The sequence below is a fragment of the Citrobacter sp. Cpo103 genome (assembly GCF_030332605.1).
In the GTDB taxonomy this organism is placed as follows: Bacteria; Pseudomonadota; Gammaproteobacteria; order Enterobacterales; family Enterobacteriaceae; genus Citrobacter; species Citrobacter portucalensis.
Genome location: NZ_JAOWHO010000032.1, coordinates 458,302 through 481,734 on the forward strand (window position 1 = coordinate 458,302; position 23,433 = coordinate 481,734).

The following is a 23,433-nucleotide window of genomic DNA, read 5'->3' on the forward strand; positions in this document are numbered from 1 at the left end:
CTTGCGGTCCGCCCTAAAGCAGACCGCCAGACGTTACCAGGACTGGGTTGCCTTGAAGGAATCGAGGATAGCTTTCAGCTTGCCTTCGATTTCATCGTTATAGCCACCGGACTGGTTGATCTCTTGCATCAGCGGAGCGTGGTCACGGTCAACGTAAGCCAGCAGAGCGGCTTCGAAGCTACCGATTTTCGCCAGTTCCACATCTTCGAGGTAACCGCGTTCAGCCGCAAACAGCACCACACCCTGCTGTGCAACAGACATTGGCGCATACTGTTTCTGCTTCAGCAGTTCAGTTACTTTCTGACCATGGCTCAGCTGCTTACGAGTAGCTTCATCCAGGTCGGAAGCGAACTGAGAAAACGCTGCCAGTTCACGATACTGTGCCAGAGCGGTACGAATACCACCGGACAGTTTCTTGATGATCTTGGTCTGCGCTGCACCACCAACACGAGATACGGAGATACCCGGGTTAACTGCCGGACGAATACCGGAGTTAAACAGGTTGGTTTCCAGGAAGATCTGACCATCGGTAATGGAAATTACGTTGGTCGGAACGAACGCAGAAACGTCACCCGCCTGGGTTTCGATAATCGGCAGAGCGGTCAGGGAGCCGGTTTTACCTTTAACTTCACCATTGGTGAACTTCTCAACGTATTCCGCGTTTACGCGGGATGCGCGTTCCAGCAGACGGGAGTGGAGGTAAAATACGTCGCCCGGGAATGCTTCGCGTCCTGGTGGACGACGCAGCAGCAGGGAAACCTGACGGTACGCAACGGCCTGTTTAGACAGGTCATCGTAAACGATCAGTGCATCTTCACCGCGGTCACGGAAGTATTCGCCCATTGCGCAACCGGCATATGGTGCCAGGTATTGCAGTGCAGCAGATTCAGACGCGGTCGCCACAACAACGATGGTGTTGGACAGTGCGCCGTGTTCTTCCAGTTTACGAACCACGTTGGAAATGGTGGACGCTTTCTGGCCGATAGCCACGTACACACATTTGATGCCGGAATCACGCTGGTTGATGATGGCATCGATTGCCATCGCAGTTTTACCTGTCTGACGGTCACCGATGATCAGCTCACGCTGGCCACGACCGATTGGGATCATGGCATCAACAGATTTATAACCGGTCTGGACTGGCTGGTCGACGGACTGACGTTCGATTACGCCTGGTGCGATAACTTCGATTGGCGAGAAGCCATCGTTATCAACCGGACCTTTACCGTCAATCGGGGAACCCAGAGTGTTCACCACACGACCCAGCAGGCCACGGCCAACCGGAACTTCCAGAATACGACCCGTACACTTAACCTTCATGCCTTCGGCGAGGTCGGCGTATGGACCCATCACAACTGCACCTACGGAGTCGCGCTCCAGGTTCAGTGCGATAGCGTAACGGTTACCCGGCAGGGAAATCATCTCACCCTGCATACAATCGGCCAGGCCGTGAATGCGGATAACACCGTCACTTACAGAAACAATAGTACCTTCGTTATGAGCTTCGCTCACAACACTGAACTGAGCAATGCGCTGCTTGATCAGTTCGCTGATTTCGGTGGAATTCAGTTGCATGCTCCAGTCCCCTTAAGACTGCAAGACGTCTGCAAGGCGCTCAAGACGGCCGCGTACGCTGCCATCAATGACCATATCACCCGCTCGGATGATTACGCCAGCCATTACAGACTTATCGATTTTGCAATTCAGCTTAACTTTGCGTGACAGACGTTTTTCCATCGCAGCACTAATCTTCGTAAGCTGTTCATCACTCAGTGCATTGGCAGAAGTGACTTCTACCTCAGAGATAGCCTCACTGGCTGCACGCAGGTGAATAAACTGCTCAAGAACATCCGGGAGCGCATTCAGACGGTTATTTTCAGCCATAACCCTAATCAGGTTTTGGCCGCTTTCGTCCAGCTGCTCACCGCACACGGCGATAAACGACTCAGCGAGCGTTTCCGGCGCCAGCGCGCCAGAGAGAAGCTCTGCCATTTGTTCGTTTTTTGTCACCTCAGCGGCGAACGTCAACATATCCTGCCAACGGTCAATGCTTTGGTGCTCAACGGCAAAGTCAAAAGCTGCTTTGGCGTAGGGGCGAGCTACCGTAATAAATTCAGACATCAGCCCCTCCCTCCTTACAGTTCAGCGACAAGTTTGTCCACGATGTCGCTATTAGCAGCTTCATCCACGGAACGTTCGATGATCTTCTCGGCGCCAGCAACAGCCAGGATAGCAACTTGCTTACGCAGCTCTTCGCGAGCACGTTTACGCTCGGCGTCAATTTCCGCCTGCGCCTGTGCCACGATTTTAGTACGTTCCTGCTCTGCTTCAGTTTTAGCTTCGTCCAGGATCTGAGCACGGCGTTTGTTCGCCTGCTCGATGATTACCTGAGCTTCCGCCTTCGCTTTTTTCAGCTGGTCGGTCGCGCTGGCCTTTGCAAGGTCAAGATCCTTATGTGCTCGTTCTGCAGAAGCAAGGCCGTCAGCAATTTCTTTTTGACGTTTTTCGATGGCAGCCATTAAAGGCGGCCATACGTACTTCATGCAGAACAGAACGAACAGGACAAACGCGATGGCCTGGCCGAGGATTGTTGCGTTAAGATTCACAGCACAATGCCTCTATCTAGTTAACGTTCTGATATTGCTCTTAATTCAAGCAACGCTTACTACGCGACAGCAAACATCACGTACAGACCCAGACCTACAGCGATCATTGGGATTGCATCCACCAGACCCATAACGATAAAGAACTGAGTACGCAGCAGAGGAATCAGATCCGGTTGACGCGCTGCGCCTTCCAGGAATTTACCCCCGAGGATGCCGATACCGATCGCAGCACCGATTGCCGCCAGACCCATCATCACAGCGGCAGCAATGTACAGCAGATCCATATTCAGGTTTTCCATGACAGTCTCCAGTTTGTTTCAGTTAAAACGTAGTAGTGTTGGTAAATTAATGCTCTTCAGATGCCATCGACAGATAGACAATCGTCAGAACCATAAATATGAAGGCTTGCAGCGTGATAATCAGTATGTGGAAAATGGCCCAAGGCACATTCAGGATCCACTGTGACCACCACGGCAACAGACCAGCAATCAGAATGAAAATCAGCTCACCGGCATACATGTTGCCGAACAGTCGCAGACCAAGAGAGATTGGTTTGGACAGCAGGCTTACCCCTTCAAGGATTAAGTTGACAGGGATGAACGCCCAGTGATTGAACGGCTGCAGCGTCAACTCTTTCGCGAAGCCACCGATGCCTTTCATTTTGATGCTGTAGAACAGAATGAGGATAAATACGCCCAGCGCCATCGACAGAGTGATGTTCACGTCAGCAGACGGAACCACACGCAGAGCCGGTAGGCCAAAGATATGCTCACCGATGTACGGCAGCAGGTCGATAGGCAGCAAATCCATCAAGTTCATCAGGAATACCCAGACGAAAATCGTCAGGGCCAGCGGAGCAATCAGCTTGCTTTTGCCATGGTACATGTCTTTCACGCTACCATGCACAAAGCCGATTACCAGCTCAATCGCGGTCTGAAATTTACCTGGTACGCCGCTGGTCGCCTTTTTGGCTACGCTACGGAACATAAGCAGGAACAACAGACCCAGAACCACCGAGAAGAAAATGGAGTCAATATTGAGCGTCCAGAAGGTGGCTGGGGGGTTGTGCGGATCCACCAGCGAGAATGTACGTAGGTCCAACTGAAGGTTATTCAGATGGTGTCCTATGTAATCCTGCGGCGTCATATTTTCTGAAGCCATGATGCCTTTACCCTTTGTTGTTAATTACAGCCGGCGCCAGTATCTGAACCACCAGCACCAAAACCCACGTAACGATCAGCGGCATGAATACCGCTTTCAAAACAGCCAACGCCACCACCAACAACACCAGCATCGCTAATACCTTGAAGGCTTCGCCGAAAGCGAACGACCAGGCTACTCGGCCCTTCGCTGGTGTATGTACCTGGTGACGCCAGGCAAATATCATAAACAACACATTAGGCAGTAACACTGCCAATCCTCCACACAACGCGGAGATGCCCCAGAAAGGGTCTTTGAGGCTAAACAGCAATCCACTTGCTATTACAACCAGAAGCTGTGTGAGCAAAAGCTTACGAGCAACGTTTCGACTCAAGAGCGACATAGACATCACGTTTTTACTCCTGCTCCCTTCGAGGTATGCCGCGTGTCGTATAAAACGTTCTTTATGGCTTAGAGTCAAGCATCAAAAAGCGGACAAATTATACGGTGCGCCTTCGTGATTTCAAACAATAAGTAGCTAAAAAGTGAATAAATGTTTAAATATTTTTCGCTGCCCCACATTTATTACTTTTAGGCAAACTGTGAACGATCATGCAAAACTGCAAATACCGCGAAAACACTGGCGTCAAAGCGTGCACCAGATCACATATTGAACATATTCACCTTCGCATAATTTATTTACGTGGCAATTGATGCCTTTTCATCTTTTTGATATTTAAGCGTAAAAATAGCCACTATTTCAAAAACAACGCCTAACAACAAAAAAACCGCTCATTGACATTTATAATAAAAAATTAACACGAACGGTGATTCTTACGTTCTATTTTTAGCAGACTGATATTTTCACAGCTGACTTGTTTCGCTTTTAACAAAAAACGGTACGTTATAGTTATGATGCAAAACCGTAAGGCACTAGTGAAATGTAACGACATTTAACCACACTATTACCTATGACTTTTAACACCTGAAAAGCCGTTTTTTCTCTATTTTTTTTGATAAAAATTAAATTTTGTTTGGCTTAATAACCACCAAATGACGTTCACCATCCAACTGCGGAACGCGTAATTTTTCGACGGACTCAACGCTGAATTCTGCTGGCAGCGAATCAATTTCATCTGCAGGCAACTGCCCTTTTAGCGCATAAAAACGCCCATTCTGGCCCGGCAAATGGTGACACCAGCTAACCATATCATTGAGTGAAGCGAAAGCACGGCTAATCACCCCATCAAACGGCGGTTCTGAAGGAAATTCTTCAACACGGCTTTGCACTGGAGTGATGTTAGTAAGCGCAAGCTCATGCTGCACCTGACGCAAGAAACGAACACGTTTTCCCAGGCTATCGAGCAGTGTGAAATGCGCTTCTGGGCGCACGATAGAAAGCGGAATTCCCGGCAGGCCCGGTCCCGTACCTACATCGATAAAACGCTCACCCTTCAGATACGGTGCAACGACAATGCTGTCCAGAATATGGCGTACCAGCATTTCGTTGGGATCCCGCACCGACGTCAGGTTGTACGCTTTGTTCCATTTGTGCAGCATATCGACATACGCAATCAGCTGATTTTTCTGGTGATCGGTAAGAGAAATACCGGCATCAGCCAGCAGACGAGAGAGTTTGTTGAGCACGGTCGTTACCTGTTAATAATCAAATGCCCGATGCGCTTTCGCTTATCGGGCCTACAAATTCGTACGGCGGGCAAGCGAAGCGCTCCCGCCAAAATAGTGTTATCAAGCGCTGCGGCGCAGCATACCTTGTTTTTTCAGCCATACCAGCAGAATGGAGATGGCGGCAGGCGTTATGCCGGAAATACGCGATGCCTGACCGATCGAGACGGGTTTGTGATCGTTCAGCTTAGCGATAACTTCATTCGACAAGCCAGAAACCTGGCGATAATCCAGCGTTGCAGGCAACAGGGTGTTTTCATTGCGTTGTTGTCTTTCAATTTCTTCCAGCTGACGGGCAATATACCCTTCGTATTTCACCTGAATCTCAACCTGTTCTGCGGCCTGAGCATCATCAAGCGCGGGTGCGAACGCAGATAAAGAGGTCAACTGAGCATAGGTCATATCCGGGCGACGCAGCAGATCTTCACCGCTCGCTTCACGTGACAGAGGTGTAGCCAGGTGAGCATTCACTTCTGCTGCGGACTCCGCTAACGGATTCACCCAGGTTGATTTAAGACGTTGGCGTTCCTGTTCGATACGCTCCAGTTTCTCGTTGAAGCGAGCCCAGCGCTCATCGTCCACCAGACCCAGTTCACGACCAATTTCGGTCAGACGCAGGTCGGCGTTATCTTCACGCAGCATCAAACGGTATTCAGCGCGAGATGTGAACATACGGTACGGTTCTTTGGTACCCAGCGTACACAGGTCGTCCACCAGCACGCCAAGATAAGCCTGATCGCGACGCGGTGCCCACCCCTCTTTTTCAGCAGACAAACGCGCGGCGTTCAGACCAGCCAGCATGCCTTGTGCGGCGGCTTCTTCATAACCAGTTGTACCGTTAATCTGGCCCGCAAAGAACAGACCCTGGATGAATTTGCTTTCCAGAGTAGGTTTTAGATCACGCGGATCGAAGAAATCATACTCAATCGCGTAGCCAGGGCGGACGATTCTGGCATTTTCCATCCCCTGCATGGAGCGGACAATTTGCATCTGCACATCGAACGGCAGGCTGGTGGAGATGCCATTCGGGTAAATTTCGTTAGAGGTCAGCCCTTCCGGTTCGAGGAAGATCTGATGCTGGTTACGATCGGCAAAGCGCATCACTTTATCTTCGATCGACGGGCAGTAGCGTGGGCCGATACCTTCGATCACGCCAGCGTACATTGGGCTACGATCGAGGTTATTGCGGATCACGTCATGGGTTTTCTCATTGGTATGCGTGATGTAACACGGCATCTGGCGCGGATGTTGAGAAGCATCGCCCAGGAATGAGAAGACCGGCATCGGGTTATCGCTGTTTTGCTGGCCGAGCACGCTGAAATCAATCGTGCGCGCATCGATACGCGGCGGTGTACCGGTTTTCAGGCGGCTGACGCGCAGCGGCAGTTCACGCAGACGGCGTGACAGCGGGATGGACGGCGGATCGCCAGCGCGGCCACCGCTGTAGTTATCCAGACCAATATGAATTTTGCCGTCGAGGAAAGTCCCCACGGTTAATACGACCGCTTTGGCACGGAACTTCAGTCCCATTTGGGTTACTGCACCCACAACGCGATCGTTTTCGACAATCAGATCTTCAACCGCCTGCTGGAAGATCATCAGGTTGGGTTGATTCTCCAGCGCAGTGCGTACCGCCTGGCGATAGAGCACACGATCGGCCTGAGCTCGGGTAGCGCGAACGGCTGGCCCTTTGCTTGCGTTTAGTATCCTAAACTGGATACCTGCGTGGTCGATCGCTTTTGCCATCAACCCACCAAGCGCATCCACTTCTTTTACCAGGTGTCCCTTCCCAATACCGCCGATCGCCGGGTTGCAGCTCATCTGCCCCAGAGTGTCGATATTGTGTGTCAAAAGCAGAGTCTGTTGACCCATTCGCGCCGCGGCCATTGCGGCCTCGGTGCCTGCATGACCCCCGCCAATGATGATGACGTCAAAAGGATCCTGATAAAACATGGTAATTGCCTCGCATAACGCGGTGTGAAAATGGATTGAAGCCCGGGCCGTGGATTCTACTCAACTTTAGTCGATGGAGAAAGACCTGGGATCCTGGGTATTAAAAAGAAGATCTTTTTATTTAGAGATCTGTTTTATTGTGATCTCTTATTAGGATCGTACCTTTCTGTGGATAAGGACGATCCTTTAAGTAAGATCAACAGGTTGCTGAGGATCATTAGCTGTGAATGATCGGTGATCCTGGTCCGTATAAGCTGGGATCAGAATGAAGGGTTATACACAACTCAAAAACTGAACAACGGTTGTTCTTGGGATAACTACCGGTTGATCCAAGCTTTTAACCAGAGTTATCCACATAAAAAAGTACGATCTTTACAAATCTCTGAGCAACGGATGCCACGATCCCAGCCAAATTTCAGCCGGATCTTCCGGAATTTCATGTTCCAGTACGTTGATCCTGAGTGTTTCGCCGATCTGTTTTGCCCCACAGGCCTTCAATTCGGCTTCCAGCTTGTCGATTGCGCCGCAAAAGGTGTCATATTCACGACTGCCGATCCCGATTGCACCATAGCGCACTTGTGACAGGTCCGGCTTTTGCTCGCGTAACGCATCATATAAAGGCTGTAGGTTGTCAGGAATATCTCCCGCACCGTGCGTGGAGCTGATAATCAGCCAGATCCCGTCAGTCGGAACCTCTTCAAGCATTGGCCCATGCAGTATTTCGCTGGAAAAACCGGCGTCGTCCAGCTTTTCAGCCAGATGCTCTGCTACATATTCCGCACTGCCAAGCGTACTACCGCTGATAAGAGTGATGTCTGCCATGATCGCCCACCTTTATAAAGAGGGCGTATTGTACGCTGTGAGCGAGCTGGGATCTACCTGTGGAAAAATAGGGGATTAAAAAAACCGATCATGGCTTGATGGTACGCATGATCGGGTTTTGCAGGACGATCAGGGTTTCAGTGGACTGAATTTCGTCAATTGTTTGGATCTTGTTGATAAGTACCTGCTGCAATGCGTCGATCGACTTGCACATCACCTTAATAAAGATGCTGTAGTGTCCGGTGGTGTAATACGCTTCGGTCACTTCATCGAGGCTTTCCAGTCTGGCCAGCGCTGACGGATAGTCTTTCGCACTTTTCAGGATGATGCCGATAAAACAGCCGACGTCATAACCCAATTGTTTGGGACTGACATCAATCCGCGCGCCGGTAATAATCCCCGCCTGCTTCATCTTTTCTACGCGAACGTGAATTGTTCCTGGGCTGACGCCGAACTGTTTGGCTAATTCTGCGTAGGCGGTACGAGCATTTTCCATTAAGGCGTCAAGAATGCCGCGGTCCAGATTGTCGATCTGATAATTTTCCATAGGTTTTTCTTATGTAGATTAATGATTCCCTCTATTTTAGACGTAATTTTTAACGAATCAAAATCGAAGTTGGCTTTTTGTTTGTTGATTATTGAATATTACCTCCATTCTGTTGCTTAATCATAGGCAACAGGACACAGGAGTACACATAATGAAAACCGCTTACATTGCCAAACAACGTCAAATTAGCTTCGTAAAATCTCATTTTTCTCGCCAGCTGGAAGAGCGTTTAGGCCTGATCGAAGTTCAGGCGCCGATCCTCAGCCGCGTTGGAGATGGCACGCAGGATAACTTGTCGGGCTGTGAAAAAGCGGTGCAGGTGAAGGTTAAAGCATTGCCAGACGCTCAATTCGAAGTGGTTCATTCACTGGCGAAGTGGAAGCGTCAAACGTTAGGACAACACGACTTTAGCGCAGGCGAGGGGCTGTACACGCACATGAAAGCCCTGCGTCCCGATGAAGATCGCCTCTCCCCGCTGCACTCAGTGTACGTTGACCAGTGGGACTGGGAGCGCGTGATGGGCGACGGTGAGCGTCAATTCTCCACTCTGAAAAGCACGGTAGAGGCTATCTGGGCGGGAATTAAGGCCACCGAAGCTGCGGTTAGCAAAGAGTTTGGTCTGGCACCGTTCCTGCCAGAGCAGATCCACTTTGTTCATAGCCAGGAGCTGTTATCTCGTTATCCGGATCTTGATGCAAAAGGTCGTGAACGTGCGATCGCTAAAGAGCTGGGTGCGGTATTCCTGGTGGGGATCGGCGGCAAGCTCAGCGACGGTCACCGTCATGACGTACGTGCGCCGGATTATGATGACTGGAGTTCAGCGTCCGAGCTGGGTCATGCCGGTCTGAACGGTGATATTCTGGTCTGGAACCCGGTTCTGGAAGATGCGTTTGAGCTGTCTTCTATGGGGATTCGTGTGGATGCTGACGCCCTGAAACACCAGCTGTCTCTGACCGGTGATGAAGATCGCCTGAGTCTGGAGTGGCACCAGGCGCTGCTGCGCGGTGAAATGCCGCAGACAATTGGTGGCGGCATTGGGCAGTCGCGTCTGACCATGCTGTTGCTGCAATTACCGCACATTGGTCAGGTTCAGTGTGGCGTATGGCCGGCCCAGGTTCGTGAAAGCGTCGCTTCTCTGCTGTAACAATTAACGCCGCCAGCGTCTGAGCAGGCGGCTTCGCATCCCGGTATCAAAGCGCCAGATATGATCGAAAATGCGCATGATGCCGGGTTTGCCATGTGCTGACATCGCTACCGCATGAAAACGGTGCTGGTGCACCCGCTGTAATTCTCCCACTTTGCTGACTACTTCATCGGGCAATCGCTGAGCGATAAAATCTGAGATAACCACCGCATCGGCATCAAACCATTCCCGACCCTGCATGCGTTCAATAATGGCGCGAAAACAGCTGGCAATATCAGTGCCGCCACGAAAGCGCTGACTTAAAAAGCGGATCGCCTGCTCGATGCCCTCCGGACCGGAAAGCTCATAGCGCACCACTTCTGTTGAAAACAGCATAATGAAACAGCGCCGGTTATCGGCAAGGGCAACGCGCATTAGCGCCAGGCAAAAGGCTTTCGCACACTGCTCATTAAATCCCCCCATCGATCCCGAGGTATCAACGCAGACGATAAAAGGCCCGCGCGGCTGCTCGTCAAAATCCTGATGCACCACCGGACGTTCCGTTACTTTCTCACGCCATGCTTCGCCGTGCAGGCGGTAGGTGAGCAGTTGCTTTTCCACCAGCCGTCGGTAGAACTCGTATTCCAGTTCGGTAATGCCCAGCGTGGCCAGCTCTGGCGGTAGCAGGCGCAGGATATCGTCACTTTGCTGGATGCCATCCACCTGCTCCGGGACGGTTGCAGGTTCGCGCACCAGCGTACGGAAGGTTTCCATTGGCGCATCTTTACGCGGCACGGATTTCGCCTCTCTGGAACGACCTAACTGTTCGGCCAGGCGCTGGAGTTCGGGTTGTTGCGTCAGAAATTCGCCGTATTTCACCATCAACTGATAATCACCGCGCTTGATTTGGCCCGCGCTCATATCCCACAATCGGCCTGCTGCGTTGTCATTTTCTGCCAGTACAGGTTCCAGTTGCCCGCTGAGGGTCATCCGTTCTTGTACTTCACTGAGCAAATGCTCGCGCTCTTCTTCCAGCAGTTGCTGATTCAGCGTTGTTGTTTGCACCACCAGGCTCAGGCGCCAGCGCTGGAGAAAAAGCGTATGTAGGGCGGGCGTAAAGGTGCTGTTGTCATTGACCAGTTGCTGCGCTTGCCCGGCCCACGGCGAATGGAGGCGGTGCAATAGCGATAATATTTGCGGTAGCTGAACGATAAACTGCGCATGAGAGAGGAGCTGGCTTTGTTGATAGCATATGACCTCTTCCATCAGCTCTGGCGGCACATTGGTATCTTTGAAGCGGCTACGCAAAGATTCGCGCCAGCGGGGAATATCGTCAGTGATCGCTTTTTTAAGGCGAGGAAATTTTTTAAAAAATACCACCATCTTTGGGGAAGCCAGCAGGGCGACGATCATCTCTTCGATCATCGCCTCTTCGCTGACTGCCAGCATGATGTTGAGTGTATCAAGGGTCAGCATTGTTGCGCCTGGCGGATTTGCGCCCCGACATCCTGCAGGCTGGCCTCAATGCGGCCTAACCAGTCGCTATGAATAAACAGGCATTTTTGCTGTTCGCTGAATGCGCTGTGCTGCTGATGCCACTCGTTATCGAGCGCTTCAAGCTCCTGTTTTATCTCTGCGGGCATACTCTCTTGCGAAGCACCCGGCAGCGCCAGGAGAGAACCTTGTAAACTGACATCGCGCACAACCAGGTGCTGTGCGCTATCGACTTCCATATTCAGTGTTTGGGCAAAGCCGATCCCGTTTAATTTTCCGCGGATCTCACCGCCTTTTGTTAGCCACAGTTCCAGCGCACTGCGCTCGAAAGCAATATGGATAACTTCCATATCATGCAGCTTTAAAGGCTTTTGTAGCAGTAATGTCACGACTGAAGACGTCGCTTCTGGTGGTAAATCATAATGAGGACGACGACTGAACATGCCGCCCTGACGGATTACCGTGAACGCCGTTTTGTCGCTTTGTTGCTGCTGGAGTTGAATGCGGCGCTGCACAATACTGCCCAGGCGCGTCAGCATGGCTTGCTGCTGCCAGGCGTGTCCGGTCATCAATATTTCAAGCTGCTGTTGCATCAGATTAAGGCTTTGCGCGTCGTACCACAGGCAATCTTTCAGCAGGATCAGGTCGATAGGTACTACCGCATCGCGTCCGCTAAAGAAAGCACTGGCCTGGAGTAAGCGGATCGCTTTTTTCCAGCGACGATCGGACACATAAGGAGCATTCGGTAACACGTCTAACTGCTGGCGTAGCGTGAAAATGAGCTCAAACACGCGATCGGGAAGCTTGATCGCACCAATGTCTTTTTGCCACTGATGATACTCTTCATCCGTCACCTGCAATGATGCCGGGACCGGATTGTCGCTTTCATCCTGCTGACTTAACAGCATGGAGCGGAAATTGGCCTTGTCCTGAACTTTATCCAGCCACAGACGAATCAGCATACGGTCGTACAGCGCTTCCAGGCTGCTGTCGGCTTCAGGCAGTTCGTTGGAAGCAGCCACCAGCAGACGCATCGGAATTTTTTCTTCATACGCGCCGTTACGGAAATGACGTTCGTTAATGGCGGTCAACAGGGTGTTAAGAATTGCCGGGCCTGCTTTCCAGATTTCATCGAGAAAAACGATTTCAGCTTCAGGAAGATAGCCCGCCGTTAAGCGTTCATAGCGACCTTCGTCTTTTAACGCCTGAATGGACAGCGGACCAAACACCTCTTCGGGCGTAGAGAAGCGCGTCATCAGGTATTCAAAAGCGCGTGCGTTTTGGAAGGCAAACTTCAGTCGGCGGGCAATTAAGCTTTTTGCGATCCCCGGGGGGCCTAATAAGAAAACGCTCTCGCCGCTGAGTGCTGCCAGCAGACACAGACGAATGGCGTGGCTACGTTCATAAAGTCCCTTTTCCAGCGCATTGCTCAGACGGGAAATTCTTTCCGCTAATAAATGTGGGTGAGCCATAATGAAGTGGCGTCCTTTCGCCAAATGTACTGCATAAACTGCGAGTATAGATGCTTCACACCATTGCAGTAATAGACTGAAGGTGCGCTTATTTTTCTTTGAGCCAGATTAATCTGGTCTCATTTAGGGGTACGATTTTGTGATTAATCGTGCATACTGTGCGCCTTTTTGTGGGCCAAGGGACGACGCACACATTTCTTATATATACACCAAATCAATCAAGCTGCACCAAGGCGGCAATGGAGTTTTCTTCTGGGATGGGGGGAATAACGAATGCAGCCCACACGGAGTGGCTTGAAAGATGATGTGTATAAACGAAAGACGAGTCTATGAGCACTGATAATAAACAATCATTGTCTGCGATTACCCTTGCGGCCATTGGGGTTGTCTACGGTGATATTGGTACCAGCCCACTTTATACGCTTCGTGAATGTTTGTCCGGCCAGTTTGGTTTTGGCGTTGAACGTGATGCCGTATTTGGTTTTCTCTCGCTGATTTTCTGGCTGCTGATCTTTGTTGTCTCCATTAAATACCTGACGTTTGTCATGCGCGCAGATAACGCCGGAGAAGGCGGGATCCTGACGCTGATGTCATTGGCCGGGCGCAATACCTCGGCGCGAACAACCTCCATGCTGGTCATTATGGGATTGATAGGCGGCAGCTTCTTTTATGGTGAAGTGGTGATTACGCCAGCCATTTCGGTGATGTCTGCGATTGAAGGTCTGGAGATAGTTGCCCCGCAACTGGATACCTGGATTGTTCCGCTCTCAATAATTGTGCTGACCCTGCTGTTTTTGATTCAAAAACACGGTACCGGTATGGTCGGTAAGCTGTTTGCGCCGATTATGCTGCTATGGTTCCTGACGCTCGCGGTATTAGGCGTGCGCAGTATTATTGGCAATCCGGAAGTACTGCAGGCGCTCAATCCGTATTGGGCGGTGCATTTCTTCCTCGAATTCAAAACGCTGTCCTTTATCGCGCTGGGTGCGGTGGTGCTGTCGATTACCGGTGTTGAAGCGCTGTATGCGGATATGGGCCACTTCGGTAAATTGCCGATTCGTCTGGCATGGTTCTCCGTGGTATTGCCTTCACTGGTGCTGAACTATTTTGGGCAGGGCGCGTTGCTGTTAAAGCATCCTGAAGCAATCAAAAACCCGTTTTTCCTGCTGGCGCCGGACTGGGCATTAATTCCATTGTTGATCCTCGCCGCGCTGGCAACGGTCATCGCCTCTCAGGCGGTTATCTCCGGCGTCTTCTCGCTGACGCGTCAGGCCGTACGTCTGGGGTATTTATCGCCGATGCGTATCATCCATACCTCGGAAATGGAATCGGGCCAGATTTACATTCCTTTCGTTAACTGGATGCTCTATTTTGCGGTAGTTATCGTGATAGTGAGCTTTGAACACTCCAGTAATCTTGCTGCGGCGTATGGGATTGCGGTAACGGGGACGATGGTACTGACTTCAATTCTGTCGACCACCGTGGCGCGCAAAAACTGGCACTGGAATAAATACTTCGTCTTCCTGATCCTGGTGGCGTTCTTGTGCGTCGATGTTCCGCTGTTCTCCGCGAACCTCGATAAGCTTATTTCCGGCGGTTGGCTGCCTCTGACGCTGGGTCTGGTGATGTTCACCATCATGACCACCTGGAAAAGCGAACGCTTCCGTCTGCTGCGTCGCATGCATGAGCACGGTAACTCTCTGGAGGCGATGATTGCTTCCCTGGAGAAATCGCCACCGGTACGCGTGCCGGGAACGGCGGTGTATATGTCCCGCGCACTGAACGTCATCCCGTTTGCACTTCTGCATAACCTCAAGCATAACAAGGTGCTGCATGAGCGCGTTATTCTGCTGACGCTGCGCACGGAAGATGCGCCCTATGTTCACAACGTGCGTAGAGTGCAGATTGAGCAGTTATCGCCCACCTTCTGGCGCGTGGTGGCCAGCTACGGTTGGCGCGAAACGCCGAACGTGGAGGAAGTGTTCCATCGCTGCGGTCTGGAAGGCTTAAGCTGTCGGATGATGGAAACGTCCTTCTTCATGTCGCATGAGTCGTTGATTGTTGGCAAGCGGCCATGGTACCTGCGTCTGCGCGGCAAGCTGTATCTGCTGCTACAGCGCAACGCGCTGCGCGCGCCGGACCAGTTTGAAATCCCACCGAACCGGGTTATTGAGCTTGGTACTCAGGTAGAGATTTAATCTCATCGACGCCCTCTTTCATCGCGAAAGGGGGCGTTTTGTTTTGCCCCTCTCAGTTTTCATTTCATCAAATGATAATCCTTGCGAAACGTTTCGATGGCGATCACATTTTCGTAACGCCGCGGTGGTTTTCTGTCCACTCTTCGCACTACACTTATCTCCAGCGAAACGTTTCGCTAGTGGGGAAAGAAAATGAAGAAAGGCACGGTACTCAACTCTGAAATTTCAACGGTGATCTCCCGTCTGGGGCATACCGATACGCTGGTGGTGTGTGATGCAGGTTTACCCATCCCGAACAGCACAACGCGTATTGATATGGCATTAACCCAGGGCGTACCTTCTTTTATGCAGGTACTGGATGTGGTCACACGTGAAATGCAGGTCGAGGCAGCCATTCTCGCGTCGGAAATTAAACAACATAATCCGCAACTCCACGAAACGTTGCTCAGCCACATTGAGCAACTGCAACAACACCAGGGAAACACCATAGAAATTCGTTACACCACGCATGAACAATTCAAAAAACAAACCGCAGACAGTCAGGCGGTAATTCGCAGCGGAGAATGTTCTCCGTATGCGAATATTATTCTCTGTGCTGGCGTCACGTTCTGAGGCCATCATGAACGCATTACTGCAACTTAAAGGGATCGATAAAGCGTTCCCGGGCGTAAAAGCGCTATCCGGCGCCGCGCTGAATGTCTACCCTGGCCGCGTAATGGCGCTGGTGGGCGAAAACGGCGCGGGCAAATCCACCATGATGAAAGTGTTGACCGGGATCTATACCCGTGATGCCGGCTCTTTATTATGGCTGGGGAAAGAGACCACCTTTAACGGCCCTAAATCCTCTCAGGAAGCTGGTATCGGTATCATCCACCAGGAGCTGAACCTGATCCCGCAACTCACTATCGCCGAGAACATTTTTCTTGGCCGTGAGTTTGTGAATCGCTTTGGCAAAATTGACTGGAAGAAGATGTACGCCGAAGCCGATCTGCTGCTCGCCAAACTGAATCTGCGCTTTAAAAGCGACAGACTGGTTGGTGAGCTATCGATTGGCGATCAGCAGATGGTCGAAATTGCCAAAGTGCTGAGCTTTGAATCGAAAGTCATCATTATGGATGAACCGACGGATGCCCTCACCGATACCGAAACCGAATCCCTGTTCCGCGTCATCCGCGAACTGAAATCCCAGGGACGCGGCATTGTCTATATTTCTCACCGTATGAAAGAGATCTTCGAGATTTGCGACGACGTAACCGTCTTCCGCGACGGGCAGTTTATTGCCGAGCGTGAAGTCGCCTCGCTGACTGAAGACTCGCTGATTGAAATGATGGTGGGACGTAAACTGGAAGATCAGTACCCGCGCCTGGAAAAAGCGCCGGGTGATATTCGTCTGAAGGTCGATAACCTGTGTGGCCCTGGCGTAAACGATGTTTCGTTCACGCTGCGTAAAGGCGAGATCCTTGGCGTATCCGGGCTGATGGGGGCCGGACGAACCGAACTGATGAAAGTGTTGTACGGCGCATTGCCGCGCACCAGCGGTTACGTCACGCTTGATGGCCATGAAGTGGTTACCCGTTCGCCGCAGGATGGGTTGGCTAACGGCATCGTCTATATTTCTGAAGACCGTAAACGCGATGGTTTAGTGCTGGGCATGTCGGTGAAAGAGAACATGTCACTGACCGCGCTGCGTTATTTCAGCCGCGCCGGTGGAAGCCTTAAACATAAAGATGAGCAGCAGGCGGTGGGTGATTTTATTCGTCTGTTCAATGTTAAAACACCATCAATGGAACAGGCTATCGGTCTGCTGTCCGGTGGTAACCAGCAGAAAGTGGCGATTGCGCGCGGTCTGATGACGCGGCCAAAAGTGCTGATCCTTGATGAACCAACGCGCGGCGTTGACGTTGGAGCCAAGAAAGAAATCTATCAGCTTATCAACCAGTTTAAGGCTGACGGGCTGAGCATCATTCTGGTCTCCTCTGAGATGCCAGAAGTATTGGGCATGAGCGATCGAATTATCGTTATGCATGAAGGGCATCTCGGCGGTGAGTTCACTCGCGAGCAGGCCACTCAGGAAGTATTAATGGCTGCCGCTGTGGGCAAGCTTAATCGCGTGAATCAGGAGTAAAAAAGATGACTACCCAGGCTGTTTCTGGTCGCCGTTATTTCACTAAAGCATGGCTTCTGGAGCAAAAGTCGCTCATCGCTCTGTTAGTGCTGATCGCGATTGTTTCCACCATGAGCCCTAACTTTTTTACCGTTAATAACCTTTTCAACATTCTCCAGCAAACGTCGGTGAACGCTATCATGGCCGTTGGCATGACGCTGGTTATCCTGACGTCAGGTATCGATCTGTCCGTCGGTTCCTTGCTGGCGCTTACCGGCGCGGTTGCGGCTTCAATTGTAGGGATTGAGGTCAATGCGCTGGTGGCTGTTGCTGCAGCCCTGGCGCTCGGCGCTGCCATTGGTGCAGTCACCGGGGTGATTGTTGCGAAAGGTCGGGTGCAGGCGTTTATTGCAACGCTGGTGATGATGCTGCTGCTGCGCGGCGTGACCATGGTGTACACCAACGGCAGTCCGGTTAATACCGGATTTACTGACAATGCCGATCTGTTTGGCTGGTTTGGTATTGGTCGTCCGTTAGGCATCCCTACGCCAGTGTGGATCATGGGGATTGTCTTCCTCGCGGCGTGGTACATGCTGCACCACACTCGTCTGGGCCGTTATATCTACGCGCTGGGCGGTAACGAAGCGGCAACGCGTTTGTCTGGTATCAGCGTCAGTAAAATCAAAATTATCGTTTACTCACTGTGCGGTCTGCTGGCATCGCTGGCGGGCATCATTGAAGTCGCGCGCCTCTCCTCTGCGCAACCAACAGCAGGTACTGGCTATGAGCTGGATGCGATCGCAGCGGTGGTGTTAGGCGGTACCAGCCTGGCGGGTGGTAAAGGACGTATTGTTGGGACGCTGATCGGCGCATTGATTCTTGGTTTCCTCAATAATGGTTTGAATTTGTTAGGTGTATCCTCCTATTACCAGATGATCGTCAAAGCGGTGGTGATTTTGCTGGCGGTACTGGTAGACAACAAAAAGCAGTAACAACGATTACAGGACATCTTAAATATGAACATGAAAAAACTGGCTACCCTAGTTTCTGCTGTTGCGCTGAGCGCCACCGTGAGCGCGAATGCGATGGCGAAAGATACCATTGCGCTGGTGGTCTCCACCCTCAACAACCCGTTCTTTGTTTCTCTGAAGGATGGGGCGCAAAAAGAGGCGGATAAGCTGGGTTACAACCTGGTGATTCTGGACTCGCAGAATAACCCGGCGAAAGAGCTGGCTAACGTTCAGGACTTAACGGTTCGTGGAACTAAAATTCTGCTGATCAACCCGACTGACTCTGATGCCGTTGGTAATGCTGTGAAGATGGCTAACCAGGCAAAAATTCCGGTTATTACCCTTGACCGTGTTGCCTCCAAAGGCGAAGTGGTAAGCCACATTGCGTCTGATAACGTGTTGGGTGGCAAAATTGCGGGTGATTACATCGCGAAGAAGGCCGGTGAAGGCGCGAAAGTTATCGAACTGCAGGGGATTGCCGGAACTTCAGCGGCGCGTGAGCGTGGTGAAGGTTTCCAGCAGGCCGTTGCGGCACACAAATTTAACGTACTGGCCAGCCAGCCGGCAGACTTCGACCGCACCAAAGGTCTGAACGTCATGCAGAACCTGCTGACCGCGCATCCTGATGTGCAGGCCGTATTTGCCCAGAACGATGAAATGGCGCTGGGTGCGCTGCGCGCACTGCAAACCGCGGGTAAATCTGATGTGATGGTGGTTGGATTTGACGGCACTCCAGATGGCGAAAAAGCAGTAAATGATGGCAAACTGGCTGCGACTATTGCTCAGTTGCCGGATCAGATCGGCGCGAAAGGCGTTGAGACTGCGGATAAAGTCCTGAAAGGCGAGAAGGTTCAGGCTAAATATCCGGTTGACCTGAAGCTGGTCATCAAGCAGTAATACCGATTCAGGTCGCTCGCGGCCTGATGGAGACATAAATACGCCATCCCCGTATCTGATTTTGGGGATGAAAGCGTAAAAAGAAAAGCAGGGCACGCGCCACCCTAACCCGGTGGCGCACTTTGACTTGGAACACCAAATATGAAAACCGCAGGCAACCTCGTTGTTCTTGGCAGTATCAATGCCGATCACATCCTTAACCTTAACTCTTTCCCGACACCTGGTGAAACCGTAACTGGTAGCCATTATCAGGTCGCATTTGGCGGTAAAGGCGCGAATCAGGCTGTTGCTGCGGGTCGTAGTGGCGCGAATATCGCATTCATTGCCTGTACGGGCGATGATGATATTGGCGAAAGTGTGCGTAAACAGTTAGCCAAAGATAACATCGATATTGCGCCGATTAGCGTAATTTCGGGGGAATCGACCGGTGTGGCGTTGATTTTTGTGAATGGTGAAGGTGAGAACGTTATCGGCATTCATGCCGGAGCGAACGCAGCTCTTTCGCCAGCGCTGGTGGAAGCGCAGCATGAGCGTATTGCTCAGGCGTCCGCCTTACTTATGCAGTTAGAATCGCCGATCGAAAGCGTACTGACTGCAGCAAAGATTGCACATCAAAATAAGACCATGGTCGCCCTGAACCCGGCACCGGCACGTGAACTTTCTGATGAACTGCTGGCGCTGGTGGATATTATTACCCCGAATGAAACCGAGGCTGAAAAGCTGACGGGGATCCGGGTCGAAAATGATGAAGACGCGGCCAAAGCGGCGCAGGCATTGCACGCTAAAGGTATCCATACTGTACTGATTACTTTAGGTAGTCGCGGTGTGTGGGCCAGCGTTAATGGCGAAGGTCAGCGTGTGCCCGGTTTTAAAGTGGAAGCCGTTGATACTATTGCCGCTGGAGACACCTTTAATGGCGCGTTAATTACAGCGTTGCTGGAAGAGACTCCGCTGCCTGAAGCGATCCGTTTTGCGCATGCCGCTGCGGCGATAGCGGTTACCCGTAAAGGCGCACAGCCTTCCGTTCCGTGGCGCGAAGAAATAGAAGCGTTTTTAAGTCAACAGAGGTAACGCTTGGCTACAATGAAGGACGTCGCCCGCCTGGCGGGTGTTTCCACGTCGACGGTTTCTCACGTCATTAATAAAGATCGCTTTGTCAGTGAGTCCGTCACTGACAAAGTAGAAGCTGCAATTAAAGCGCTGAACTACGCGCCCTCAGCGCTGGCGCGTAGCCTCAAGTTAAACCAGACCCGCACGATTGGCATGTTAATCACTGCCAGTACCAATCCCTTCTATTCTGAACTAGTGCGCGGCGTTGAACGTAGCTGTTTCGAGCGCGGCTACAGTCTGGTGCTGTGCAATACCGAAGGCGATGAACAGCGCATGAACCGTAATCTGGAAACTCTGATGCAAAAACGTGTGGACGGCTTGTTGCTGCTCTGCACCGAAACACATCAGCCTTCCAGAGAGATAATGCAGCGTTATCCTTCTATACCGACCGTGATGATGGACTGGTCGCCTTTTGATGGTGAAAGCGATCTGATTCAGGATAATTCCTTGCTGGGCGGGGATTTAGCCACGCAACATCTTATCGAAAAAGGTTTTACGCGCATTGCCTGCATCACCGGGCCGCTGGATAAAACCCCGGCGCGTTTGCGTCTGGAAGGATATCGGGCAGCAATGAAGCGGGCGGGGTTGCCTGTTCCGGAAGGCTACGAGATTACCGGTGACTTTGAGTTCGGCGGCGGCTTTGAAGCTATGCAAACGTTGCTGTCGCATAAACAGCGACCGCAGGCCGTTTTTACAGGCAATGATGCAATGGCAGTTGGCGCGTATCAGGCTCTGTACCAGTCAGGATTGCGCATTCCGCAGGATATGGCTGTGGTGGGTTACGATGATATCGAGCTGGCGCGCTATATGACGCCGCCCCTGACGACCATCCACCAACCAAAAGATGAATTGGGCGAACTGGCCATCGATGTATTAATTCACCGGATGGCGCAGCCCGCATTACAGCAACAGCGTTTGCAGCTTACTCCTGTTCTGATGGAGCGGGGGTCGGTTTAGGTTTGTGCCGATCTTTGATCAGGTTACGTCCATCTTTGGCTTTTAGCAGCATGAACATCAGCGCGGATATTACCGTGATAGCGCCCATCGTCATAAAGGTGTAGTGGAACTGCTCGACCGTATTGGTTCCTTCCATACCTTCATAGATACGCAGAACGGCGGCGCTGATGGCAACCCCTAAACTGATTGATAACTGCTGAGTAACGGCCAATACGCTGTTGCCGCTGCTGGCGTTTTCATCGGTCAGATCCGCCAGAGTGATGGTATTCATTGAAGTAAACTGGGTGGACATCGCCATACCTAAAATGAACAACGGCAGGATTAGCATCCAGACCGGCATGGCAGGAGATTGCAAAGCGAACTGCGCAATCATCAGGCCGATAAATACCGTAACACCCACCAATGTGGTCCTGTAGCCGAGTTTGCGCAGAACCTGCGTCACCATGGATTTTGCCAGAATTGAACCTAACGCTGTTGGCGCCATCATGCAGCCGGCTATCAGAGCCGGATATCCAAATCCTACCTGCAACATCAGCGGCATTAAGAAGGGCACGCAGCCTGTGCCCAGGCGAGTGGCGAGGTTTCCGGCGATCCCAACAGAAAAGGTCCGAGTCTTAAATATCGGAAGCGATATCAGCGGCGTTGGGTGGCGACGCGCATGGCGAATATAGGCGAGTAGTAACAACACACTGGCAAGAATAATACCGAGTGCGACCCTGGTCTCGACAAGCTTCTCACCGAACAATTCAACGCCGCTGGAAAACAACACCAGGCTCAAACCAAACAGAAAGAAACCGGTCATATCAAAACCGCGGCGTGGCGTGGTGAAGTTCGGCATATATTTGCGGGCATAGAAGATACCGGCAATGCCAATTGGAATATTAATCAGGAAGATCCAGTGCCAACTGGCCCATGTAACCAGTACACCGCCCAATACCGGACCTAAAATCGGCCCCACAAGTCCTGGCATGGTGACGAAGTTAAGCACGGGAAGCAGTTCGCTGCGGGGGTAAGCACGCAATAACGCCAGACGGGCAACGGGCATCATCATGGCGCCACCGATTCCCTGAATGACACGGAAAATCACCAGTTCGCTTAGGGAGCTGGACAGCGCACAGGCCAGCGATCCCAATGTAAACAGGCTAACGGCAATCATAAAGACGCGTCGGGTACCAAATCGGTCTGCCAGCCAACCACTTACCGGGATCAGCATCGCGACAGTCAGGGTATAGCTGATAATAGCCGACTGCATGGCGAGTGGAGAGCGGTTAAGACTATGTGCTATTGCGGGTAGGGCGGTATTGAGGATCGTGGCGTCTAGTGCCTGCATAAAAAAGGCCATGGCTGCTATCCACGGTAGCCCGGCCATACTGCGTGATTTCTTTTCTGACATATTATTTATCCGGTAGCACGTTCGGTGCTATCAGCAATGCCTGACAGGCAGCAAAGGCACGATCGCCATCGTTATCATCTATTGCGTCGACAATGGCCTGGTGCAAATCCAGTTTCACCACATCGTTATAGGTAATAGAGGTAAAGTAGGTCTGGTAAACCGAATGGAACAGAGATGCAAAGGAAATAAGGAACGGATTCGCACTCATTTCATAGATGTGCTCATGCCAGGCGATATCAACCTCAATCCAGCGTTCGCGTCTGAAGTTTCTTTTCAGCTCGACCATCTCTTCCATCAGCGTGTTGAGGTGCGCTTTCTGTTCAGCCGTACCTATGGTCGCTGCCAGTAAGCACGCCTGAGGCTCCAGGCTGATACGCATCACCAGAAAATGTTTAATGACCTGCGGGAAATTATCTTCTGTCATCCACCAGGTGAGCAACTCCTGGTCAAGGAAGTTCCAGTTTGCTTGCGGCATGACGCGTGTACCAATACGTGGGCGCGGTAATACCATACCTTTTGCCGTTAATGTTTTTACTGCTTCTCTTACCGCGGTGCGACTCACGCCAAACTGATCGCCCAGCTCTATTTCGCCAGGCAATATCGCACCCGGCGCGTATTCACCTTTTAATATTCGCTGAGCCAGCTTTTCGGCCAGAACGTAGGACAAGTTTTTCTGTGCGGCTAGCTGTTGGGCATTTAACGGCATGAATGTTCTTCCTTACTCTTTTTCTTATTCATTAGTATGCCACCTGGAAGTGTGATTGCGGCTGCAAAAACGGCAATTTGCTTATTTTATGGCATGTTAATGGTTGTTTTGGTGAAAAAACACGCACTCGGAAAGTTATTTTAAATTTCCCCTTGTCAGCCTGAAATAACTCCCTATAATGCGCCTCCACTGACACGGAACAACGGATTACAAGC

Annotated in this window: 22 protein-coding genes; 8 read left to right on the forward strand and 14 right to left on the reverse strand. The window is 51.4% G+C overall.

Annotated features, from left to right (window positions below):
- Positions 1-33: 33 nt before the first annotated feature.
- From atpA to asnC, 10 genes are all read right to left on the reverse strand, one after another.
- Positions 34-1,575 carry a F0F1 ATP synthase subunit alpha gene (gene atpA / locus OGX89_RS14815; protein WP_003827026.1) on the reverse strand — a complete coding sequence of 514 codons (1,542 nt, stop codon included), beginning with the start codon at positions 1,573-1,575 and terminating at the stop codon, positions 34-36.
- A gap of 12 nt (positions 1,576-1,587) precedes the next feature.
- A complete protein-coding gene (gene atpH / locus OGX89_RS14820; RefSeq protein ID WP_003827024.1) occupies positions 1,588-2,121 on the reverse strand; it encodes a F0F1 ATP synthase subunit delta in 534 nt (177 codons plus the stop codon).
- A gap of 14 nt (positions 2,122-2,135) precedes the next feature.
- Entirely contained in the window at positions 2,136-2,606 is a 471-nt protein-coding gene (atpF, locus tag OGX89_RS14825; protein ID WP_003827022.1) for a F0F1 ATP synthase subunit B, read from the reverse strand.
- 59 nt (positions 2,607-2,665) lie between these two features.
- The gene (atpE, locus tag OGX89_RS14830; RefSeq protein ID WP_003023794.1) at positions 2,666-2,905 is read right to left on the reverse strand and encodes a F0F1 ATP synthase subunit C; all 240 of its coding nucleotides are present in this window, start codon (positions 2,903-2,905) and stop codon (positions 2,666-2,668) included.
- 46 nt (positions 2,906-2,951) lie between these two features.
- Complete coding sequence (gene atpB, locus OGX89_RS14835) at positions 2,952-3,767, reverse strand: F0F1 ATP synthase subunit A (RefSeq protein ID WP_003023792.1); 816 nt, start codon at positions 3,765-3,767, stop codon at positions 2,952-2,954.
- A 7-nt stretch (positions 3,768-3,774) separates the two neighbouring features.
- Complete coding sequence (gene atpI / locus OGX89_RS14840) at positions 3,775-4,155, reverse strand: F0F1 ATP synthase subunit I (protein ID WP_003827019.1); 381 nt, start codon at positions 4,153-4,155, stop codon at positions 3,775-3,777.
- A gap of 614 nt (positions 4,156-4,769) precedes the next feature.
- Complete coding sequence (rsmG, locus tag OGX89_RS14845; RefSeq protein ID WP_003827017.1) at positions 4,770-5,393, reverse strand: 16S rRNA (guanine(527)-N(7))-methyltransferase RsmG; 624 nt, start codon at positions 5,391-5,393, stop codon at positions 4,770-4,772.
- 102 nt (positions 5,394-5,495) lie between these two features.
- Complete coding sequence (gene mnmG, locus OGX89_RS14850) at positions 5,496-7,385, reverse strand: tRNA uridine-5-carboxymethylaminomethyl(34) synthesis enzyme MnmG (protein WP_003827014.1); 1,890 nt, start codon at positions 7,383-7,385, stop codon at positions 5,496-5,498.
- A gap of 372 nt (positions 7,386-7,757) precedes the next feature.
- Entirely contained in the window at positions 7,758-8,207 is a 450-nt protein-coding gene (mioC, locus tag OGX89_RS14855) for an FMN-binding protein MioC (protein WP_126956576.1), read from the reverse strand.
- Between the two features lie 88 nt (positions 8,208-8,295).
- Positions 8,296-8,754: a transcriptional regulator AsnC gene (asnC, locus tag OGX89_RS14860; protein WP_003023780.1), complete on the reverse strand. Its 459-nt coding sequence runs from the start codon at positions 8,752-8,754 to the stop codon at positions 8,296-8,298.
- A gap of 151 nt (positions 8,755-8,905) precedes the next feature.
- Between asnC and asnA the strand changes: the two genes are divergently transcribed.
- Positions 8,906-9,898 carry an aspartate--ammonia ligase gene (asnA, locus tag OGX89_RS14865; RefSeq protein ID WP_003827009.1) on the forward strand — a complete coding sequence of 331 codons (993 nt, stop codon included), beginning with the start codon at positions 8,906-8,908 and terminating at the stop codon, positions 9,896-9,898.
- 3 nt (positions 9,899-9,901) lie between these two features.
- Here the strand turns inward: asnA and viaA are convergent, their stop codons facing one another.
- Positions 9,902-11,353, reverse strand: a complete 1,452-nt coding sequence (gene viaA, locus OGX89_RS14870; RefSeq protein ID WP_126956578.1) for an ATPase RavA stimulator ViaA — start codon at positions 11,351-11,353, stop codon at positions 9,902-9,904.
- The gene (ravA, locus tag OGX89_RS14875) at positions 11,347-12,843 is read right to left on the reverse strand and encodes an ATPase RavA (protein ID WP_126956580.1); all 1,497 of its coding nucleotides are present in this window, start codon (positions 12,841-12,843) and stop codon (positions 11,347-11,349) included. Before ravA ends, viaA begins: the two co-directional genes overlap by 7 nt.
- Positions 12,844-13,172: 329 nt before the next feature.
- Between ravA and kup the strand changes: the two genes are divergently transcribed.
- The 7 genes from kup to rbsR all read left to right on the forward strand — a co-directional run bounded on the left by kup (position 13,173) and on the right by rbsR (position 21,119).
- A complete protein-coding gene (gene kup, locus OGX89_RS14880; protein ID WP_003827003.1) occupies positions 13,173-15,041 on the forward strand; it encodes a low affinity potassium transporter Kup in 1,869 nt (622 codons plus the stop codon).
- Positions 15,042-15,233: 192 nt separating this feature from the next.
- The gene (rbsD, locus tag OGX89_RS14885; RefSeq protein ID WP_003827001.1) at positions 15,234-15,653 is read left to right on the forward strand and encodes a D-ribose pyranase; all 420 of its coding nucleotides are present in this window, start codon (positions 15,234-15,236) and stop codon (positions 15,651-15,653) included.
- A gap of 7 nt (positions 15,654-15,660) precedes the next feature.
- Positions 15,661-17,166, forward strand: a complete 1,506-nt coding sequence (gene rbsA, locus OGX89_RS14890) for a ribose ABC transporter ATP-binding protein RbsA (RefSeq protein WP_003023764.1) — start codon at positions 15,661-15,663, stop codon at positions 17,164-17,166.
- Between the two features lie 5 nt (positions 17,167-17,171).
- Positions 17,172-18,137 (forward strand): ribose ABC transporter permease, encoded by a 966-nt coding sequence (gene rbsC / locus OGX89_RS14895; RefSeq protein WP_003826999.1) that lies wholly within the window; start codon positions 17,172-17,174, stop codon positions 18,135-18,137.
- Positions 18,138-18,161: 24 nt separating this feature from the next.
- Positions 18,162-19,052, forward strand: a complete 891-nt coding sequence (gene rbsB, locus OGX89_RS14900) for a ribose ABC transporter substrate-binding protein RbsB (RefSeq protein WP_003023760.1) — start codon at positions 18,162-18,164, stop codon at positions 19,050-19,052.
- A gap of 141 nt (positions 19,053-19,193) precedes the next feature.
- The gene (rbsK, locus tag OGX89_RS14905; protein WP_003826997.1) at positions 19,194-20,123 is read left to right on the forward strand and encodes a ribokinase; all 930 of its coding nucleotides are present in this window, start codon (positions 19,194-19,196) and stop codon (positions 20,121-20,123) included.
- Positions 20,124-20,126: 3 nt separating this feature from the next.
- Positions 20,127-21,119: a ribose operon transcriptional repressor RbsR gene (rbsR, locus tag OGX89_RS14910; protein ID WP_003023757.1), complete on the forward strand. Its 993-nt coding sequence runs from the start codon at positions 20,127-20,129 to the stop codon at positions 21,117-21,119.
- Here the strand turns inward: rbsR and mdtD are convergent.
- Both mdtD and OGX89_RS14920 read right to left on the reverse strand, forming a co-directional pair.
- Entirely contained in the window at positions 21,085-22,512 is a 1,428-nt protein-coding gene (gene mdtD / locus OGX89_RS14915; protein WP_286560705.1) for a multidrug transporter subunit MdtD, read from the reverse strand. The two genes, rbsR and mdtD, sit on opposite strands and share 35 nt — an antisense overlap.
- Before the next feature lies 1 nt (position 22,513).
- Positions 22,514-23,218 (reverse strand): FadR/GntR family transcriptional regulator, encoded by a 705-nt coding sequence (locus OGX89_RS14920; RefSeq protein ID WP_003023753.1) that lies wholly within the window; start codon positions 23,216-23,218, stop codon positions 22,514-22,516.
- Positions 23,219-23,433 lie beyond the last annotated feature (215 nt).

Excerpts from the sequence above, each read along its gene's own strand:
- atpH (WP_003827024.1), bottom strand. The coding sequence starts at position 2,121 with ATGTCTGAATTTATTACGGTAGCTCGCCCCTACGCCAAAGCAGCTTTT.
- rbsB (WP_003023760.1), top strand. The coding sequence starts at position 18,162 with ATGAACATGAAAAAACTGGCTACCCTAGTTTCTGCTGTTGCGCTGAGC.
- mnmG (WP_003827014.1), bottom strand. The coding sequence starts at position 7,385 with ATGTTTTATCAGGATCCTTTTGACGTCATCATCATTGGCGGGGGTCAT.
- ravA (WP_126956580.1), bottom strand. The coding sequence starts at position 12,843 with ATGGCTCACCCACATTTATTAGCGGAAAGAATTTCCCGTCTGAGCAAT.
- kup (WP_003827003.1), top strand. The coding sequence starts at position 13,173 with ATGAGCACTGATAATAAACAATCATTGTCTGCGATTACCCTTGCGGCC.
- OGX89_RS14920 (WP_003023753.1), bottom strand. The coding sequence starts at position 23,218 with ATGCCGTTAAATGCCCAACAGCTAGCCGCACAGAAAAACTTGTCCTAC.
- viaA (WP_126956578.1), bottom strand. The coding sequence starts at position 11,353 with ATGCTGACCCTTGATACACTCAACATCATGCTGGCAGTCAGCGAAGAG.
- mdtD (WP_286560705.1), bottom strand. The coding sequence starts at position 22,512 with ATGTCAGAAAAGAAATCACGCAGTATGGCCGGGCTACCGTGGATAGCA.
- atpE (WP_003023794.1), bottom strand. The coding sequence starts at position 2,905 with ATGGAAAACCTGAATATGGATCTGCTGTACATTGCTGCCGCTGTGATG.
- rbsA (WP_003023764.1), top strand. The coding sequence starts at position 15,661 with ATGAACGCATTACTGCAACTTAAAGGGATCGATAAAGCGTTCCCGGGC.
- rbsD (WP_003827001.1), top strand. The coding sequence starts at position 15,234 with ATGAAGAAAGGCACGGTACTCAACTCTGAAATTTCAACGGTGATCTCC.
- atpB (WP_003023792.1), bottom strand. The coding sequence starts at position 3,767 with ATGGCTTCAGAAAATATGACGCCGCAGGATTACATAGGACACCATCTG.
- mioC (WP_126956576.1), bottom strand. The coding sequence starts at position 8,207 with ATGGCAGACATCACTCTTATCAGCGGTAGTACGCTTGGCAGTGCGGAA.
- asnC (WP_003023780.1), bottom strand. The coding sequence starts at position 8,754 with ATGGAAAATTATCAGATCGACAATCTGGACCGCGGCATTCTTGACGCC.
- rbsC (WP_003826999.1), top strand. The coding sequence starts at position 17,172 with ATGACTACCCAGGCTGTTTCTGGTCGCCGTTATTTCACTAAAGCATGG.
- atpI (WP_003827019.1), bottom strand. The coding sequence starts at position 4,155 with ATGTCTATGTCGCTCTTGAGTCGAAACGTTGCTCGTAAGCTTTTGCTC.
- rbsK (WP_003826997.1), top strand. The coding sequence starts at position 19,194 with ATGAAAACCGCAGGCAACCTCGTTGTTCTTGGCAGTATCAATGCCGAT.
- atpA (WP_003827026.1), bottom strand. The coding sequence starts at position 1,575 with ATGCAACTGAATTCCACCGAAATCAGCGAACTGATCAAGCAGCGCATT.
- asnA (WP_003827009.1), top strand. The coding sequence starts at position 8,906 with ATGAAAACCGCTTACATTGCCAAACAACGTCAAATTAGCTTCGTAAAA.